Raw genomic sequence first — 16,624 nt, 5'->3', positions numbered from 1 at the left:
CAGTGGGACCCGTCAAACCCGCTTACGTTTGTAGCTGCCGAACGTCAGCAGCAGGCGGTGCGCCGTGATTACCAGCGCCAGCCAGGCGAGGCCAAGGGTCCACGCGACGGCAACGTCGGTCACCCAGTGGTGCCCGAGGTACACGCGGGTGGCTCCCATGATGAACGCGAAGGCGACGGCGCCGAGAACGGTCAGCGCCCGTGCGCGCTTCGAGTGCTGGCGCAGCACCAGCAAGTACGCCGTCACTCCCGCAATCACCACCGCATTCAACGTGTGGCCGCTGGGGAATGAGGGGGACACCTCGTAAGGCGGCACCGCGAACTGGAGGTCGGGCCGGAGCCGTCCGATCGCCTCCTTCCCCAGGACCGTCATCAACAGCGATCCGCCGGCAGCGGAGATCATGAGGAGGAACGGCGTGAAGGAGCGCCGCACCACGGTGAAGGCAAGTACCGCGCATGTTGCAAGGATGGGCATTCCCACCGGGCCCCCGAGGTGGGTGAACGCGGTTGCTGCGCCGTCGAGACCGGGGGACCGTAAGTCCACTGCCGCGTCGAGCGTCGGCTGGTCGAGCGCTGCGATTCCGTCGTCCTGGGCCACCGCCTCATACACCTCGGCAGAGGCAACCGTGAGCGACACCGCCGCGCCGATGCCGATGACCAGCATGATCACCAGTGTCCAGCGCGGTCCGATCCACTGGGCGACCGCCCTCACGCATGTGACCAGTAACCGGCCTACCGGTGTCGTCCACCGGGCGAGGTCGCGGGCGCCGACGTGACGGTCTTCGTTCTCCGGGTCCTGAAACGACATCTTCCGAGGTTAGCAACGCTGCCTGTTCTCTGCGTGGCCGTTCCACGAGCGTAGGCTGGCCGCATGAATACACAAGCCCGGGACCTGCTGCGCGGGCTGCCCGTCTTCCCCGAGCAGATGCGTCCGTTCGATCCCGGCACCGCGCCGGCTTCACCGGTGGATCTGTTCACGGAGTGGTTGAGCGCCGCGATCGACGACGGTGTACCCGCCCCGCACGCAGTCACCCTGTCAACAATCGACGACGACGGACGCCCGGACGCCCGGGTGGTCATTCTCCGCGACCTCGACGAGAACGGGTTCTCCTTTGCTACGAGCAGCGAGAGCCCGAAGGGGCGCCAGCTTCGGGAAACCCCCTATGCCGCTCTGACCTTTTTCTGGCACGCGGCGGGCCGGCAGGTGCGGGTCAGTGGTCCGGTGACGCCGGGCACGGCGGAGGAGAACGACGCCGACTTCCGCCGTCGTCATCCCACTGCACGCGCGCTCGTGCTCGCCGGCGGGCAGAGCGAGGTCATTCCCGAGGGGGAATCGGTGAGCGCCGCCGTCGAGCGGGAACTGGCGGGGATTGAGGGCAAGGGATCGGCGACGTGGACCGTCTACACCGTCGCCCCGGAGCGGCTGGAGTTCTGGCAGGCGGATGCGGAGCGTCGCCATACCCGCCTTCGCTACGTCCGCGACGGAGAGGGCTGGCGGCGCGACGTTCTCTGGCCCTAGTCCTAGTGGCCGAAGGAGTCGGAATCGGTGATGTCATCGTCGCCGGTGTCCAACGCCGACAGTGACTCCACCTCTTCCTGCTCCAGCTCGAAGCCGAACAAATTGATGTTCTGCTTGATGCGGAGCGGGTTGGCGGACTTTGGAATTGCGATCAGACCCAGCTGGAGGTGCCAGCGCAGCACGATCTGAGCGGGCGTCATGCCGTACTTGTCCGCGAGACGGTCCACGGCTGGATCCTGCAGGAGGGCGCCGCCCTTGCCCAGCGGGCTCCATGACTCCGTGATGATGCCGTGCTCGGCATGGAAGGCCCGCGACTCGGAACGGGTATGCCGGGGGTCGAGCTGGATCTGGTTGACGTCCGGTACCAAGCCCTCGTCGAGGACGCGCTGCAGGTGGGCGGGCTTGAAGTTTGAGACGCCGATGGCCCTGATCAAACCGTCCTCGCGGAGCGCGGCAAGGCCTTTGACAGCCTCGACGTACAGGTCCTGGTCCGGGTTGGGCCAGTGCACCAGCAGTAGGTCAATGTAGTCCACGCCCAGGCGGGCTGCGCTCTCCTCGTATGCTTTGCGGACGCCGTCGACGCTGTGCCATTGCTTGTTGAACTTGGTGGTGATGAAGACCTGCTCGCGGTCAATTCCAGACCTGCGGATACCCTCGCCGACCCCGGCTTCATTCCCGTAGTTCTCCGCAGTGTCGAACAAGCGGTAACCGGCGGATACGGCCTGCTCGACGGCGTCTGCTGCCTCCTCATCGTTGAGCGGCCAGGTGCCGAGCCCGAGCGCCGGAATGGACACTCCGCTCAGGAGTCCGATGGTTGGGGCCGCTGCGTCAGTCATAGTTCTCCTCGTATGGGTATGGGTCTTGGTCTTGGTCTGCCTTCTGCCCAGCCTTCTAGTTGGGCAGGGTGTGCGTCAATCCGTGACCAAGTGATCGGATCCGGAATGGTGGTGCGAAACGGACCGGGCGGGCAGACTGGGACGGTGAGTCAAGGCCGGACCTCGTGGGTGCTGCACGTCGACCTGGATCAGTTCATCGCCGCGGTCGAGGTACTGCGGCGCCCCGAGCTGGCGGGAAAACCGGTCATCGTCGGCGGCCGGGGTGATCCCACGGAGCGAGCGGTCGTCTCGACGGCGTCGTATGAAGCACGTGCATTCGGCGTCGGTTCCGGAATGCCGCTGCGCATCGCGGCCCGGAAGGTACCGGATGCCGTGATCCTGCCCGTGGATCACGAGGCGTACCTCGAAGCGTCAGAAGCGGTGATGGCCACGCTCCGCGCGCAGCCGGGCGCAACCGTACAGGTGCTGGGCTGGGACGAAGCCTTCGTTGGAGTGGAGGCGGGGGACCCGGAGGCATACGCCCGACGCCTGCGTGAAGCGGTGCTCGAGAACACCCGCCTTTCCAGCAGTGTGGGGATCGGCGACACCCTTGTGCGCGCGAAGGTTGCGACGGGCTTCGCGAAGCCTGCGGGGGTCTTTCGCCTGACCGAAGGCAACTGGCTCGAGGTGATGGGCGAGCGGCCGACGATCGACCTCTGGGGTGTGGGGCCGAAGGTGTCCCGCCGGCTTGCTGCGCATGGGATCGTCACCGTTGCCCAACTCGCAGCGTGTAATCCCGCCGATCTGGTCCCGGAGTTCGGTCCGAAGATGGGTCCGTGGTACGCACAGCTGGGACGCGGTGACGGCGAAACCGTGGTCGATGACACTCCCTGGGTTGCCCGCGGACACAGCCGGGAAACGACGTATCAGCAGGATCTCACCGCCCCCGCGCAGGTGGATGACGCCGTCAGGGAACTCGTGGCGCGGGTTCTCGAGGACGTTATCGCCGAAGGGCGCCCGGTGGTCGGTCTGACGCTGAAGGTCCGGTACGCGCCGTTCTTCACCAAGACCTATGCGAAGCGGATACCTGAGACGTTCGACCGCGAGGTGGTGCTGGACCGCGCTCTGGAGCTCGTCGGCAAGATTGAGCAGGGGCGGCCTGTGCGGCTCCTTGGTTTCCGGGCGGAAATGTCGATGCCGGAGGAAGCGCGGAAGGGGCACACTCCGACGCGCAGCGGGTGGTGAGAGCGCCGTCGTACTTCTGGGTTCCGCCCCGAAGCGCAAGCTCCCCGGATGCGGGCGCAACCGGGGAGCCTAGGGGCGAGCTGTTCAGCGCCTGACAGCTAGGAAACCGTCACCGGTTCCTTGCGGCCCGATACGCCGCGGACGGCCTCGTCGAACTCGGCCTCGATCTCCGCGTTCGGCTTCCAGGTCATCCGGCTGACCACGACGGCGACAAGCAGGTTGGCGAAGAACGCCGGGACGATCTCGTACATGGTGTCGGCGAGCGGTGAATTGCCCCAGACAAAGACAATCACAGCGCCAACGATCATTCCTGCCAGTGCGCCCGGCATGGTCAGCTTCTTCCAGAACAGCGAAAGCAGCACGGCTGGGCCGAAGGAGGCACCGAAGCCTGCCCAGGCGAAGGCCACCAGAGCGAGGATCGACTCGTTACGGCCAGAGGCCAGCACCATCGCGACGACGGCAACAACCAGCACGCCGAGGCGGCCAAGCATGACGCCCTGCTTCGCGTTCAGAGTCTTCTTGGACACCATGTTGTACAGGTCCTCGACCAGCGCCGAGGAGCACACGACCAGCTGTGACGAGATGGTGCTCATGATCGCTGCAAGCACTGCCGCCAGGACGACGCCGGCAACGAACGGGTGGAAGAACGCCTGTGACAGCGACAGGAAGACAGCCTCCGGATCCTGAAGGGTCAGGTCCGGGTTCTGCTGGAAGTATGCGATGCCGACCAGGGCGGTGGCAACGGCGCCGAGGACCGTGAGGACCATCCAACTGATACCGATCCGGCGTCCTGCCCTGGCGTCACGGGGGCTCCGCATCGCCATGAAACGGACGATGATGTGCGGCTGGCCGAAGTAGCCCAGACCCCAGGCCGCGGCGGAAAAAACGGCGAGGATTGAACCGCCCGCGAAGAAGCTCAACAGGGACGGATCGACCGCGCTGATGGACTCGGTCATGCCCGTGAAACCGCCCACACTAACCAGTCCCATGATCGGAACGAGGAGCAGCGCGACAAGCATGAGGAGACCCTGCGCCACATCGGTGTAGGTAGCACCCATGAAGCCGCCGAACAGGGTGTAGAGGATGGTGACCGCCGCTACGAGGATCATGCCGAGGGTATAGCTGGAGTTGAAGGATGACTCGAAGAAGACGCCTCCGGCCACCATGCCGGAGGAGACGTAGAACGTGAAAAAGACCAGGATGATTACGCCCGAAACCACACGAAGAACGCGGGAGCGGTCCTTGAGCCGGTTCTCGAGGAAGCTCGGCACCGTGATCGAGTTATCCGACACCTCGGTGTAGCTTCGCAACCGTGGCGCGACGAACTTCCAGTTGAGCCAGGCGCCTACGGTCAGACCGATGGCGATCCAGATCTCGACCAGGCCGGATAGGTAGATCGCCCCGGGAAGCCCGAGCAGCAGCCAGCCGGACATATCGGAGGCTCCCGCACTGAGCGCGGCGACGCCCGGAGTGAGCCCGCGGCCGGCGAGCATGTAGTCGTCGAGATCGGATGTTCGCCGGTAGGCGTACCAGCCGATCCCCAGCATGGCAAGCATGTAAAGCGCCATGGCCAGGTACTGCCAGATCTGGTCAGTCATTGGTCAGATTCACATCTTCCTTGGAGTTGGCTGTGTGCAGCGGCCCACTATTCCAAGGCGTTGTCCAGTTTGGCCAATAAGGTGAACTGGCTCACAGTTCTCCGGGCGGCAACCGCTCGAGCGATGTTACTCGCGGGTAATATGGAGCGATGCACCTGATCTTCCGGACCCTCTGGCTCCTCATCGCCTCCCGCCGACGCAAGGCAGTAAGCATCTGGGACCCGGCATCACTGCCGTTGCGGGTTCAGCTCACGGACATTGATATAGCGATGCACGTCAACAACGGCATGTACCTCTCGCTGATGGATCTGGGGCGCTTCGACCTGATGATCCGGAGCGGCTTTTGGAAGGTGATGCGTCAGAAGGGCTGGAGCCCGGTGGTGAATGCGGAGACCATCACATTCCGGAAGTCCCTGCAGCTTGGCCACCGCTACACCATCGAAACCCGGATCGTCGGTTTCGATGAGCGCGCAATTTACTTCGATCAGCGCATGGTTCGCGACGACGAGGTCTACGCACGCGCCTATGTTGCCACGCGCCTACTCGGCTCAAAGGGACCCGTTCCAAATGCCGACATCTTCGAAGTGTTCGGATACCCGCCTGAGGATATGGTCCTTCCGGAATGGCTCCACGAATGGCGCTCGAACACCGCGCTTCCCAGCACTCGCAGGCCTGCGCCGCACGAATGGGTGCGCTAGGTATCGGCGCGGGTCGGGGGCGTCAGCCTCCGTTGAGGACTGCGCTCGCGACGACGAAGATCACGAAGCCGAGAATCACTACGGCGATGCCGGCCATCATTACGTAGCTGACTTTCTTTTGGCCCTTCGGGGTGAGCTCGCCGTCGTCGATGGAGGGCTGCTTGTCCGGAGTCTCATTCATCAGGTGTCCTCAAGGTCGGCTTCGGCTGTCGTTCCATCGTAAGAAGTCCAGGATGAAAAGGAAAGGAAGCTTACTACCTCACCGGTAGCGGCGATGCAGGTCTTCCGCACTCAACGATGCTCCGGACCGTTCCGCACCGTTCGCCTCCGCAATCCACGGCCCTGTTCCGTCCGACTGGTCGAGGACGCCTTCCTCCAGCCATTTGTACCGGCCGTCCAGAACCCTTCCTGCGAGCCGGGAATCGGCGTTGTCTGTGTTACTCCACAGGTTGGTGAAAAGCTGCTCGATCCTCAACCGGGATTGCCCGCAGAACACGTCGGCGAGTTCGCCTGCCTCCTGACGCCCCTGTCCCTCCAGGTGTTTGGCGTGTGAGCAGGTTGCGGCCATTGCGAAGAGCTCCGCTCCGATGTCCACGATCCTGCCGAGGAATACCTGCCGGTGCTCGAGCTTCGCCTGCCATCGGGCCATACCGAGGAAGGTGTGACGGGCCAGGCGTCGGGATGCCCGCTCGACGAAGCGCACGTGGCCGGCGAGCCGGCCGAAGTCGGAATATGAGCGTGGGGACATGCCCGGCCCTGCCAACAGGTGCGGCAGCCAGCCGGCATAGAAACTGCTGGCGCCGGCTGCCGCCTTTGCTTTCGCCCTCAAATCAGCGTCCGACGACGCAAGGTCGCCTGCCGCCGCGAGGTGGGCATCGACGGCCTCCCGTGCGATGAGAAGGTGCATGATTTCAGAGGACCCTTCAAAGATCCGGTTGATCCGCAGATCCCGGAGCTGCTGTTCAGCCGGCACGGCCCGCTCCCCGCGGGCTTTGAGGGACGCAGCAGTCTCATACCCGCGACCTCCCCTAATCTGCACCAGTTCATCGGCGATGCGGTAGGCCATCTCACTGGACCAGAGTTTCGCCAGCGCCGCTTCGATGCGAACGTCTTTCTGGCCCGAGTCAGCCAGCGCGGCCGAGAGCTCGAAAACGGATTCGAGGGCGAACGCCGTGGCCGCAATGAAGGAGATCTTTTGGGCGACCGCCTCATGTTTTCCGATCGGGCGGCCCCACTGCACGCGGGCATTCGACCACTGCCTGGCGATCTTGAGCGACCATTTCCCTGTTGCCGCACAGTTCGCGGGGATGGAGAGCCGGCCGGTATTGAGGGTTGTCAGGGCGATTTTCAGACCCTGGCCCTCTCTGCCCAGGCGGCTAGCCGCCGGAATCCCGACATTTTCGAAGCGGGTGACGCCGTTCTCGATTCCACGCAGCCCCATGAATGCGTTGCGGTGCGTCACCGTGATGCCAGGTGTGTCCGCTTCGACCACGAACGCAGAAATACCACCCGGTCCACCGCTGTGAGGTGGCACCTTCGCCATCACCACTACCAATTCGGCGATCACTCCGTTCGTGGTCCAGAGCTTGCTGCCGTTCAGGATGTAGGTGTCGTCGTCGGTATAGGTGGCGGTAGCGTTCATGCGGGCGGGGTCCGAGCCGACGTCGGGTTCGGTGAGGAGGAAGGCGGAGACCGCGCCGGACGCGCAGCGGGGAAGGTATTCGCGTTTCTGTTCCGGCGTGCCGAACATGCGGACCGGCTCCGGGACCCCGATCGACTGGTGTGCCGACACCAGTGCGCCGATGCTGGGGTGAACGGATGAGAGGAGCATCAGGGCTCGCCCGTAGTAGGTCAGCGAGAGGCCCAGGCCACCGAATTCCTTGGGAATTTTGATGCCGAAAACTCCGACGGAGGCCAGGTCGCGAAGGTATTCGTCCGGGATCAGCGACTCCTTCTCAATCCGTTGTCCCTCCATGGTGGCCAAAACCGAGGTAAGGCGGGAGAGGAACTGTTCGCCGTCGTCGTTCTCGGTGTAGGTGGAGGATGGCAAGGGGTGGATGAGGGAGATGTCGCAACGGCCCAGATAGAGGCCTTTCGCGAAGCTTGGCCGGTTCCATTCCGTCTCGCGGGCGGACTCGGCCACCTCCCGGGAAGTGCGCTCGTTGACGTTCTCCTGAAGTGCCTCGGCGCTCATGGCAGCCCCCTTCATTGGCAGGCTCCGCCAGCCGGAACCCGGCCATGGACTAATGCTACTCCCGAGTAGGAAAACGGAATCCTAGCGTCACAAAAAGAGTTATTAGAACGAGCCTTATGATTTCCCAAGGAATGCCCAAGGAGCGCGACGCACCCTTTCTGCAACCGAAGCTGATAGTAAGCAAGGTTTCGGTCTCACAAAGGGAGCTCTGAAATGTCCAATTCTCATTACGCGGTTGATCCACCGAAGGGACGCCGCACCCAACCCAAGAAGGTCACCGCCTCTGTCCTCACAAGCGTCATGTTGGTCGCAGCGCTTGCACCCCTGGCAGCCTCGCCCGCCCAGGCGGCCACCGCTGCTACCGGTCCCGTCAGTACGCTGCACGGTTATCCCGAATGGTTCGATGACGGGACCATCAAGCTTGCGCTCTGCTATGAAGCCGGCCGCGGTTGCCTGTCCGAGCCGCCTAATCCGGAACTGCCCGCCGCCTACCCGGACAATTTCCCGGACGAGTCCTTCTGGTTCCAAGCCTCTGCGCAAGTGGGCACGCTGGGATCATACGAAGCTGCCCTCGAGGCGGCGCACGCCAACGAAGCAGTCATTCCCGGTGATCAAATCGGGTTCGGCCGGCTGAGGTTCCGCTTCGAAGGGCTTACCGCAGGACAGGTCTACACGATCACGCACCCCTACGGAACCCACCAGTTCACGGCTACGGCCGCCCCGGGTGGCGGTGGTGAGATCAATGCCACGATCGATAATGGTTGCCTTGAGACTCCCTGTGACTGGAACAGGGTCGGTGCAGCGTTCCTGGGCGACTTCGCCGTAGGGAGCACCGCGACATTCCTGCGACAGACCACGGCACCGGCGGGAACCATCGGTGATATCAACACGGCTCGCACAGTCACGGGTGCGCCGTCGGGAAACAACAGCGTTTCGATCGTCGGCCCCGGTGTTAACCAGTCGACGAACCTGTTCACGGTTCAGGGTCTGATCGCCGACGTTGTCGACGGAGCGCCATCGACGCCGAATCTTGATGACCTGAGCGACACCGGCCGCTCCAACGCCGACAACATCACCAACGACACCACACCGACCTTCTCGGGCACGGCCACGGCAGGAGCCACTGTCGAGCTCGTCGTCAACGGTGTAGGCACAGGTGTTACCGCCGTAGCCTCGGCAACCGGCGCCTACACCCTGACTCCCACGACGGCGCTTACCAGCGGTGCCTACAGGGTTCAGGCCCGCGTCGTGACCGACGCGACCACGGGCGCAGTAGCTACTTCGGGAACCCTGCAGATCACGGTGGACACTGCCGCTCCTCTGGCCCCGACGTTCCAGAGCACGCCGTCGAACCCGACTGCAAGTAATACGCCGTCCTTCACGTTCAGTGGTGAGGCGTCGGCCACATTGGAGTGCCAGTTGCTGCCGACGAACTCGGTCTGGCGTGCATGCACTTCGCCTCATTCCTACGACGCCCAGGTGAACGGTACCTACACGTTCAACGTGCGGGCCACCGACACCGCCGGCAACGTGAGCGCGAACGGTTCGTACACGTGGCAGATCGGCACCGCAACGACCCCTCCGCCTCCGGCCACCACCGCACGGCAGAAGGACATGAACGGCGACGGCCGGCCCGACCTCGTGGCACGCGACGGCGCAGGCACCCTGTGGATGTACCCATCCACGTCAGCCGGCGGCTTCGGCACCCGGATCCAGATGGGTACCGGCTGGGGCATCATGAACACCATCCTGCAACCCGGTGACCTGAACAATGACGGACGCTCCGACGTCCTGGCCCGCGATACCTCGGGACGGCTCTGGCTCTACACCGGAACCGGCACCGGCAGGATCAACGCCGGCGTCCAGATCGCCACGGGGACCAACTGGGGCGCTTTCAACTCCTTCGTCACCCCGGGTGACTTCAACGGCGACCGCCGGGCTGACCTTCTGGTCCGCGACGCCGCCGGCGCACTCTTCCTCTACCCAGGAAACGGTGCGAGCGGCTTCGGCACACGCACCCAACCGGGCAGCGGCTGGGGAGGGTTCACCTCCTTGGTCAGCACGGGTGACTTCAGTGGTGATGGCCGCTCAGACGTCATCGCTCGGAACTCCGCCGGAACACTGTTCCTCTACCGGGGATCGGGGACCGGCGCCTTCAGCGGATCGGCCCAGATCGGAACCGGTTGGAACGGCTTCCACCTGATTGGCCCGGGTGCCTGGGGCACCGCTGACACCCGCGCCGACGTTGTCGCCAGGGACAGTGCCGGAGCCCTCTGGCTCTACCGCGGCAGCGGCACCGGAACTTTCTCCGGAACCCGCACGCAAATCGGTACCGGCTGGGGCGCATTCACCATCGCCCAGTAAGGCACGCCGGCCATCTAGATAGCCGATGGCCCCTTTCCACTCCGGTGGGAGGGGGCCATCGACGTGCGGGGCGGGCCTCCGCGCGAACCTACCGGCGAGTAGGGATGCGGAATCCTACCCTGTCGCCTTACCGAACGGGACCGAATTTCCCAAACCCCAAGAATTGTCCAAGGAGGACGGAGCACCCTGAAAAACACCGAAGCCGACAGTAAGCGGTTTTTGGTTTCGAACGAGGGAGCTCTGAAATGTCCAACCATCCATACGCGGTGGACCCACCGACGGGCCGCCGCACACTTCGCCTCACATCATCTGTTCTCACCGGCGCGCTGCTCATCACAGCACTCGCGCCCTTTGCCGCCGCACCCGCCCAGGCTGCCACCGCCGCAACCGGCCCCATCAGCACTCTGCACGGCTACCCTGAGTGGTACGACGACGGCACCATCAAACTGGCACTGTGCTACGAAGCAGGCCGTGGTTGCCTGTCCGAGCCGCCTAATCCCGAGCTGCCGGTGTCCTACCCCGACAATTTCCCGGACGAGTCCTTCTGGTTCGCCGCATCTGCCGACGTCGGCACGCTTGGTTCGTACGAAGCTGCCCTTGAGGCTGCCCACGCCAACGATGCTGTGGTCCCCGGCGACCAGATAGGTTTCGGCCGGCTGCGCTTCCGTTTCGAAGGGCTTCAGGCCAACGGTTCCTATACCTTCACGCACCCCTACGGCGTTCACACCTTCACAGCTGACGGGGAAGGTGTCATCAACGAGACGATCGACGACGGCTGCGCCGATACACCCTGTAACTGGGAGGCAGTCGGCCAGGCATTCCTGGGAGACTACGCCGTCGGTACAACCGCAAGATTCCTGCGGCAGACCACCGCCCCAGCGGGAACCATCGGTGATATCAACACCGCCCGTACAGTCACGGGTGCGCCGTCGGGAAACAACAGCGTTTCGATCGTCGGCCCCGGTGTTAATCAGTCGACGAACCTGTTCACGGTTCAGGGTCTCATCGCCGACGTCGTGGACGGGGCACCGTCTACCCCCGACCTGGATACACTGAGCGACTCCGGCCGCTCCAACGCCGACAACATCACCAACGACACCACGCCGACTTTCTCTGGCACGGCCACGGCAGGAGCCACTGTCGAGCTCGTCGTCAACGGTGTAGGCACAGGTGTTACCGCTGTAGCTTCGGCAACCGGCGCGTACACCCTGACTCCTACGACGGCGCTTACCAGCGGTGCCTACAGGGTTCAGGCCCGCGTCGTGACCGACGCGACCACGGGGGCAGTAGCCACCTCGGGAACCCTGCAGATGACGGTGGATACTGCCGCTCCGGCGGCGCCGACGTTCCAGAGCACGCCGTCGAATCCCAGCGCGGACACTACTCCGTCGTTTACGTTCAGCGGTGAGGCATCCGCGAACTTTGAGTGCCAGTTGCTGCCCAGTAACGCTACGTGGCGTGCTTGCACCTCCCCGCACACGTACGACCAACAGCTTGCAGGTGACTACACCTTCAACGTCCGGGCCACCGACGTTGCCGGAAATGTAAGCGCCAACGGTTCGTACACCTGGCGGATCGGAACAACCACCACGCCACCTGCCGGCACAGCTGAGCAGAAGGATATGAACGGGGACGGTAATCCTGACCTCGTCGCACGCGATTCCAGCGGCAATCTGTACCTTTACCCCTCAACTGCCGCAGGCGGTTTTGGAACCCGGATTCTGATCGGCACGGGTTGGGGTGCGATGAACGCCATTCTGCAGCCGGGGGACTTCAGCGGTGACGGACGCTCAGACGTCATTGCCCGGGATACCTCCGGACGGCTCTGGCTTTACACCGGAACCGGCACCGGCAGGATCAACGCCGGCACCCAAATCGGCACCGGTTGGGGCGGCATGACCGCGCTGGTCACGCCGGGTGATTTCAACGGGGACCGTAGGGCAGACCTGCTGGCCCGCAGTAGCACAGGCGCACTCTTCCTCTACCCAGGAAACGGTGCGAGCGGCTTCGGCACCCGCACCCAGCCCGGTTCGGGATGGGGCGGCTTCACGGCCATCCTCAGCACTGGTGATTTCAGCGGCGACGGGCGGTCCGACGTCATCGCCCGTAACTCCAACGGCGCACTGTTCCTCTACCGGGGATCGGGGACCGGCACCTTCAGCGGTTCGGCCCAGATCGGAACCGGTTGGAACGGCTTCACCATTGTGGGTCCCGGAGCGTGGGGAACCGCCAACACGACCAGTGACCTGGTAGCCCGCGACAGCACCGGCAGGCTTTACGTCTACAACGGCAGCGGCACCGGCGGCTTCGCCGGAGCCCGTGCCCAGATCGGCACAGGCTGGGGAGGCTTCACCATCGCCCCATAACCGCCGAAAAACACAGTTGAATACCGTGTCGATCCCCTCCCGTTCAGGCGGGAGGGGATCGACATGTGCAAGCACGAAGGCCGCCAAGCCAATAGATTAGGAAGATGGCTGAGCTCACACCCCTGGCGCAACTGGCAGAGAAGCACCACATCGGAACCACATTCAAGGGATGGGACGGAACTCCGCAAACGGTGAGCGACGCCACCCTCATCGCGGTCCTCACCGCTTTGGGCGTTCCCTGCGCGGATGACGACGACGTCGCCTCCTCCCTCCGTGCCGCCGAAGCGGCGCCGTGGCTCAGTACGCTGCCCGCCGCCGTCGTGATTCGCCAGGGCGACCCCACCACGGTGGCCGTTAATGTCGAGCCGGGTGCCGCACCCTCCCTCCGATTGGAGCTTGAGGACGGCAACCACTTGCCGTTGACCCCGGAAGCGGCGCAGGAGAAGGAGGTGGCCGACAAGACCATCAGCCGCTTCGAGGTGAAGATCCCGCTCGACCTGCCACTGGGGTGGCATACGCTCCTTGCGAACGATGGATCGACCGACAGCAGCTGCACCGTCGTCGTGACGCCACGCAAGCTCAGCACCGCCGATCGCCTCAGCCGAACGTGGGGGCTCATGGCGCAGCTGTACTCCGTGCGGTCCCGGTCGTCGTGGGGGATCGGTGACCTCGACGATCTTGCTCGGCTGGCCGAGATCTCCGCTGACAAGGGTGCCGGATTCGTGCTGATCAACCCGCTGCACGCGGCGCAGCCCAAACCGCCGGTGGAGGCGTCCCCTTACCTGCCGAGCACGCGCCGTTTCTTCAACCCCATCTACCTGCGTGTGGAGAACATTCCCGAATTCAAGAAGCTTACTGACACCGACTCGGACACGGTCCGCGGGCTGGCATCCCGTTTCAAGGATGCAAACCAGAACGCGGAAGTTATAGAGCGGGATCCCAGTTACGCCGCCAAGCTGGAGGCGCTGGAACGCCTTTTCGCCGTACGGCGCACGCCTGAGCGGGAGGACGCATTTCGGCAGTTCCGGAAGGAGGCCGGGCCGGGGCTCGACAATTTCGCCCTGTGGTCGGCCCTCGCCGAAATCCTGCCCGAAGGGGCGCCTCAATGGGATGACCCGGAGTTCCTCGAGGCCCAGCGTTCCAACCTTGCCGACCGCATCGAGTTTCACGCCTGGCTGCAGTGGCTCTGCGACCAGCAGCTGGAGGAAGCCCAGCGGGCGGCAATCAACGCCGGAATGAACCTTGGAATCATGCACGATCTGGCGGTGGGCGTTCACCCCGCCGGCGCCGATGCCTGGACGCTGCGCGACGTGCTGGCCTCCGGTATCAGCGTCGGTGCCCCGCCTGACATGTTCAACCAGCAGGGCCAGGACTGGGCACAACCCCCGTGGCACCCGGAACGGCTTGCTGAATCCGGGTACGCGCCCTACCGGGACATGCTGCGCACCATCCTCCGACACGCGGGCGGGATCCGGATCGACCATATCCTCGGTCTCTTCCGGTTGTGGTGGATTCCGCAAGGGTCCATGCCCGGGGACGGCGCCTACGTTTACTACGACCATAAGGCGCTCATCGGGATCCTTGCGCTGGAGGCAGAACGGGCCGGCGCCGTCGTCGTCGGTGAGGACCTTGGCGTGTTCGAGCCGGGCGTCCAGGAGTACCTGGCTGAGCGTGGCGTGCTCGGCACGTCGATCCTGTGGTTTGAGTACGACGACGATGAGCCCCGCCCTGCGGAGCAGTACCGGACGGCGTGCCTCACCACGGTCACCACGCACGACCTGCCGCCGACTGCCGGGTACCTGGCCCACCGCCACGTTGAGCTGCGCGAACAGCTCGGACTGTTGAGCCGGCCCGTGCAGGAGGAGAAAGCTGCAGACCGGGAAACGCAAGAACAGGTACTCTCCCTTGTGCGATCCACTACGGGGACTGCGCCTGCCACGGTTCAGGAGACGGTGGAAGCGATGCACTCCTTCATCGCCCGGACGCCTTCCGTACTGCTCGGCGTGGCGCTGACGGACGCCGTCGGCGAGGAGCGCACCCAGAACCAGCCGGGAACCACCGCAGAGCAGTATCCCAACTGGCAGGTCCCGCTGGCGGGACCGGACGGCGTCGTGCTGGTTGAAGACCTGCCGAAGCTGGCCCGGTTCGACGCCCTGGTCCGGGCAATCGGGGACTAATAACGCATACCGTTCATCGCATCACGATGACCGTTCACCGCTCGACGGCGATACTTGCCCCGGGCAATGTGTGACCTACTGCACAATGTTCTGTGGTGGGGGCCGAGCGGACGATGACGTCCAACATATAGAGAAGGGGCATTTCGTCCATGAGCTGGCTTGACAGGGAACACACCATCGCCCCACCCGGATACAACCGCTGGCTGATTCCGCCGGCGGCACTTGCCGTGCACCTGTGCATCGGCCAGGCATACGCCACCAGCGTCTACAAGACGGCGCTCGTGGAACACTTCGACGCAAGCCTGACCCAGATCGGTCTGATCTTCTCCATCGCCATAGTGATGCTCGGCCTGTCCGCCGCCGTCATGGGCACCTGGGTGGACACGAACGGACCGCGCAAGGCCATGTTCACCTCGGCAATGTTCTGGGTGAGCGGTTTCCTGGTGGGTGCGCTTGGCATTTTCACCAACCAACTGTGGCTGGTGTATCTCGGCTACGGCGTCATCGGCGGAATCGGTCTCGGTATCGGCTACATCTCGCCCGTGTCCACGCTGATCAAGTGGTTCCCGGACCGTCCGGGACTGGCCACCGGAATGGCGATCATGGGGTTCGGCGGTGGCGCGCTGATTGCCAGCCCGCTGTCCACCCAGCTGCTCAAAATGTATGACCCGAACTCGGGCAGCGAAGGATGGGTTGCCAGCGGCGACGCGGTGGGGATGCTCTTCGTGACCCTCGCAGTGATCTATCTGATCTACATGGTGTTCGGTGCTTTCACTATCAAGGTCCCCGCCGCCGACTGGCGTCCCGACGGCTTCGACCCGAGCACGCTGAAATCGAAGCCACTTGTCACCACTGACAACGTCTCGGCCAAGAACTCCATCCGCACCAAGCAGTTCTGGCTCGTTTGGGTTGTGCTCTTCTGCAACGTGACGGCGGGTATCGGCATTCTTGAGCAGGCTGCACCCATGATCCAGGACTTCTTCCGCCAGCCCGACGGACTCAGCGCTGTTTCGGTGGCGGTGGCCGGGGGCTTCGTTGGCCTGCTGTCCATCGGAAACATGGTTGGACGCTTCGTCTGGTCAAGCACCTCGGACCACATCGGACGCAAGCGCATCTACATGGTCTACCTCGGCGTCGGTGCCGTCCTCTACACGGTGCTGGCCCTCGCAGGCGCTTCAACCACGATCCTCTACGTGCTGCTCGCGTTCGTGATCATCTCCTTCTACGGCGGCGGTTTTGCCACCGTCCCCGCGTACCTTCGCGACCTGTTCGGCACATTCCAGGTGGGCGCCATTCACGGACGACTGCTGACGGCCTGGTCCGCAGCCGGCATCGCCGGACCCCTGATCGTCAACGGGTTCCTCGACGCACGCGGAACGCCCGGACAGTTGGTTGCTGCGGATTACCAGCCCGCCCTGTTGACCATGGTTGGCCTGCTGATTGTCGGTTTCACCGCAAACCTGCTGATTAGGCCTGTGGATTCCCGCTTCCACGAACCAAAGAAGACCACCGAACCTGCGATGGAGGCATGAGATGGAAATGACCAAGGCTCGTCTGACTGTTGTCTGGGCGCTGGTGGCAGTGCCGCTCGCCTATGGAATCTTCCAGACCCTCACGCGGGTGGCCGCGCTTTTCACGGGATAGTCGCC

General features: G+C 64.1%; 13 protein-coding genes. 8 read left to right on the top strand and 5 right to left on the bottom strand.

Translation table 11 applies throughout. From position 1 onward, the window contains the following. Positions 1-12: 12 nt before the first annotated feature. Positions 13-807, bottom strand: a complete 795-nt coding sequence (locus tag M1D74_RS14720) for a phosphatase PAP2 family protein (RefSeq protein ID WP_458115778.1) — start codon at positions 805-807, stop codon at positions 13-15. A gap of 63 nt (positions 808-870) precedes the next feature. Here M1D74_RS14720 and M1D74_RS14715 point away from each other — a divergent pair, with 63 nt between their 5' ends. Further along, a complete protein-coding gene (locus M1D74_RS14715) occupies positions 871-1,518 on the top strand; it encodes a pyridoxine/pyridoxamine 5'-phosphate oxidase (protein ID WP_458115777.1) in 648 nt (215 codons plus the stop codon). Positions 1,519-1,520: 2 nt separating this feature from the next. Here the strand turns inward: M1D74_RS14715 and M1D74_RS14710 are convergent, their stop codons facing one another. Next, positions 1,521-2,354, bottom strand: a complete 834-nt coding sequence (locus tag M1D74_RS14710) for an aldo/keto reductase (protein WP_309070517.1) — start codon at positions 2,352-2,354, stop codon at positions 1,521-1,523. 105 nt (positions 2,355-2,459) lie between these two features. Between M1D74_RS14710 and M1D74_RS14705 the strand changes: the two genes are divergently transcribed. Beyond that, positions 2,460-3,578 carry a DNA polymerase IV gene (locus M1D74_RS14705; RefSeq protein ID WP_458117194.1) on the top strand — a complete coding sequence of 373 codons (1,119 nt, stop codon included), beginning with the start codon at positions 2,460-2,462 and terminating at the stop codon, positions 3,576-3,578. 98 nt (positions 3,579-3,676) lie between these two features. Here the strand turns inward: M1D74_RS14705 and putP are convergent, their stop codons facing one another. Continuing rightward, complete coding sequence (putP, locus tag M1D74_RS14700; protein WP_458115776.1) at positions 3,677-5,176, bottom strand: sodium/proline symporter PutP; 1,500 nt, start codon at positions 5,174-5,176, stop codon at positions 3,677-3,679. Positions 5,177-5,325: 149 nt separating this feature from the next. Here putP and M1D74_RS14695 point away from each other — a divergent pair, with 149 nt between their 5' ends. Further along, positions 5,326-5,874, top strand: coding sequence for an acyl-CoA thioesterase (locus tag M1D74_RS14695; protein ID WP_458115775.1), 549 nt, complete (start codon positions 5,326-5,328; stop codon positions 5,872-5,874). Positions 5,875-5,896: 22 nt separating this feature from the next. Here the strand turns inward: M1D74_RS14695 and M1D74_RS14690 are convergent, their stop codons facing one another. Both M1D74_RS14690 and M1D74_RS14685 read right to left on the bottom strand, forming a co-directional pair. Then, positions 5,897-6,055 carry a hypothetical protein gene (locus tag M1D74_RS14690; protein WP_309070520.1) on the bottom strand — a complete coding sequence of 53 codons (159 nt, stop codon included), beginning with the start codon at positions 6,053-6,055 and terminating at the stop codon, positions 5,897-5,899. Positions 6,056-6,133: 78 nt separating this feature from the next. Beyond that, positions 6,134-8,068: an acyl-CoA dehydrogenase family protein gene (locus tag M1D74_RS14685; protein ID WP_458115774.1), complete on the bottom strand. Its 1,935-nt coding sequence runs from the start codon at positions 8,066-8,068 to the stop codon at positions 6,134-6,136. A 213-nt stretch (positions 8,069-8,281) separates the two neighbouring features. On the opposite strand from M1D74_RS14685, the gene M1D74_RS14680 reads away from it, so the two are divergent. The 5 genes from M1D74_RS14680 to M1D74_RS14660 all read left to right on the top strand — a co-directional run bounded on the left by M1D74_RS14680 (position 8,282) and on the right by M1D74_RS14660 (position 16,619). Further along, positions 8,282-10,432, top strand: a complete 2,151-nt coding sequence (locus M1D74_RS14680; protein WP_458115773.1) for an FG-GAP-like repeat-containing protein — start codon at positions 8,282-8,284, stop codon at positions 10,430-10,432. Positions 10,433-10,677: 245 nt separating this feature from the next. Beyond that, entirely contained in the window at positions 10,678-12,798 is a 2,121-nt protein-coding gene (locus M1D74_RS14675; protein WP_458115772.1) for an FG-GAP-like repeat-containing protein, read from the top strand. 104 nt (positions 12,799-12,902) lie between these two features. Continuing rightward, entirely contained in the window at positions 12,903-14,975 is a 2,073-nt protein-coding gene (malQ, locus tag M1D74_RS14670) for a 4-alpha-glucanotransferase (RefSeq protein WP_458115771.1), read from the top strand. Between the two features lie 149 nt (positions 14,976-15,124). Next, entirely contained in the window at positions 15,125-16,507 is a 1,383-nt protein-coding gene (locus M1D74_RS14665; protein ID WP_309070525.1) for an OFA family MFS transporter, read from the top strand. A 7-nt stretch (positions 16,508-16,514) separates the two neighbouring features. Then, positions 16,515-16,619, top strand: a complete 105-nt coding sequence (locus M1D74_RS14660; RefSeq protein WP_458115770.1) for an MFS transporter small subunit — start codon at positions 16,515-16,517, stop codon at positions 16,617-16,619. Positions 16,620-16,624 lie beyond the last annotated feature (5 nt).

Source organism: Arthrobacter sp. D2-10, assembly GCF_054161285.1.
The sequence above is the reverse complement of the archived record's forward strand: the minus strand, read 5'-3'. Positions and strand labels throughout refer to the sequence as shown.

Bases quoted from the DNA above. Each gene is read 5' to 3' on its own strand.
- M1D74_RS14675 (WP_458115772.1), top strand. From the start codon at position 10,678: ATGTCCAACCATCCATACGCGGTGGACCCACCGACGGGCCGCCGCACA.
- malQ (WP_458115771.1), top strand. From the start codon at position 12,903: ATGGCTGAGCTCACACCCCTGGCGCAACTGGCAGAGAAGCACCACATC.
- M1D74_RS14710 (WP_309070517.1), bottom strand. From the start codon at position 2,354: ATGACTGACGCAGCGGCCCCAACCATCGGACTCCTGAGCGGAGTGTCC.
- M1D74_RS14685 (WP_458115774.1), bottom strand. From the start codon at position 8,068: ATGAGCGCCGAGGCACTTCAGGAGAACGTCAACGAGCGCACTTCCCGG.
- M1D74_RS14690 (WP_309070520.1), bottom strand. From the start codon at position 6,055: ATGAATGAGACTCCGGACAAGCAGCCCTCCATCGACGACGGCGAGCTC.
- M1D74_RS14665 (WP_309070525.1), top strand. From the start codon at position 15,125: ATGAGCTGGCTTGACAGGGAACACACCATCGCCCCACCCGGATACAAC.
- M1D74_RS14660 (WP_458115770.1), top strand. From the start codon at position 16,515: ATGACCAAGGCTCGTCTGACTGTTGTCTGGGCGCTGGTGGCAGTGCCG.
- M1D74_RS14695 (WP_458115775.1), top strand. From the start codon at position 5,326: ATGCACCTGATCTTCCGGACCCTCTGGCTCCTCATCGCCTCCCGCCGA.
- putP (WP_458115776.1), bottom strand. From the start codon at position 5,176: ATGACTGACCAGATCTGGCAGTACCTGGCCATGGCGCTTTACATGCTT.
- M1D74_RS14715 (WP_458115777.1), top strand. From the start codon at position 871: ATGAATACACAAGCCCGGGACCTGCTGCGCGGGCTGCCCGTCTTCCCC.
- M1D74_RS14705 (WP_458117194.1), top strand. From the start codon at position 2,460: ATGGTGGTGCGAAACGGACCGGGCGGGCAGACTGGGACGGTGAGTCAA.
- M1D74_RS14720 (WP_458115778.1), bottom strand. From the start codon at position 807: ATGTCGTTTCAGGACCCGGAGAACGAAGACCGTCACGTCGGCGCCCGC.
- M1D74_RS14680 (WP_458115773.1), top strand. From the start codon at position 8,282: ATGTCCAATTCTCATTACGCGGTTGATCCACCGAAGGGACGCCGCACC.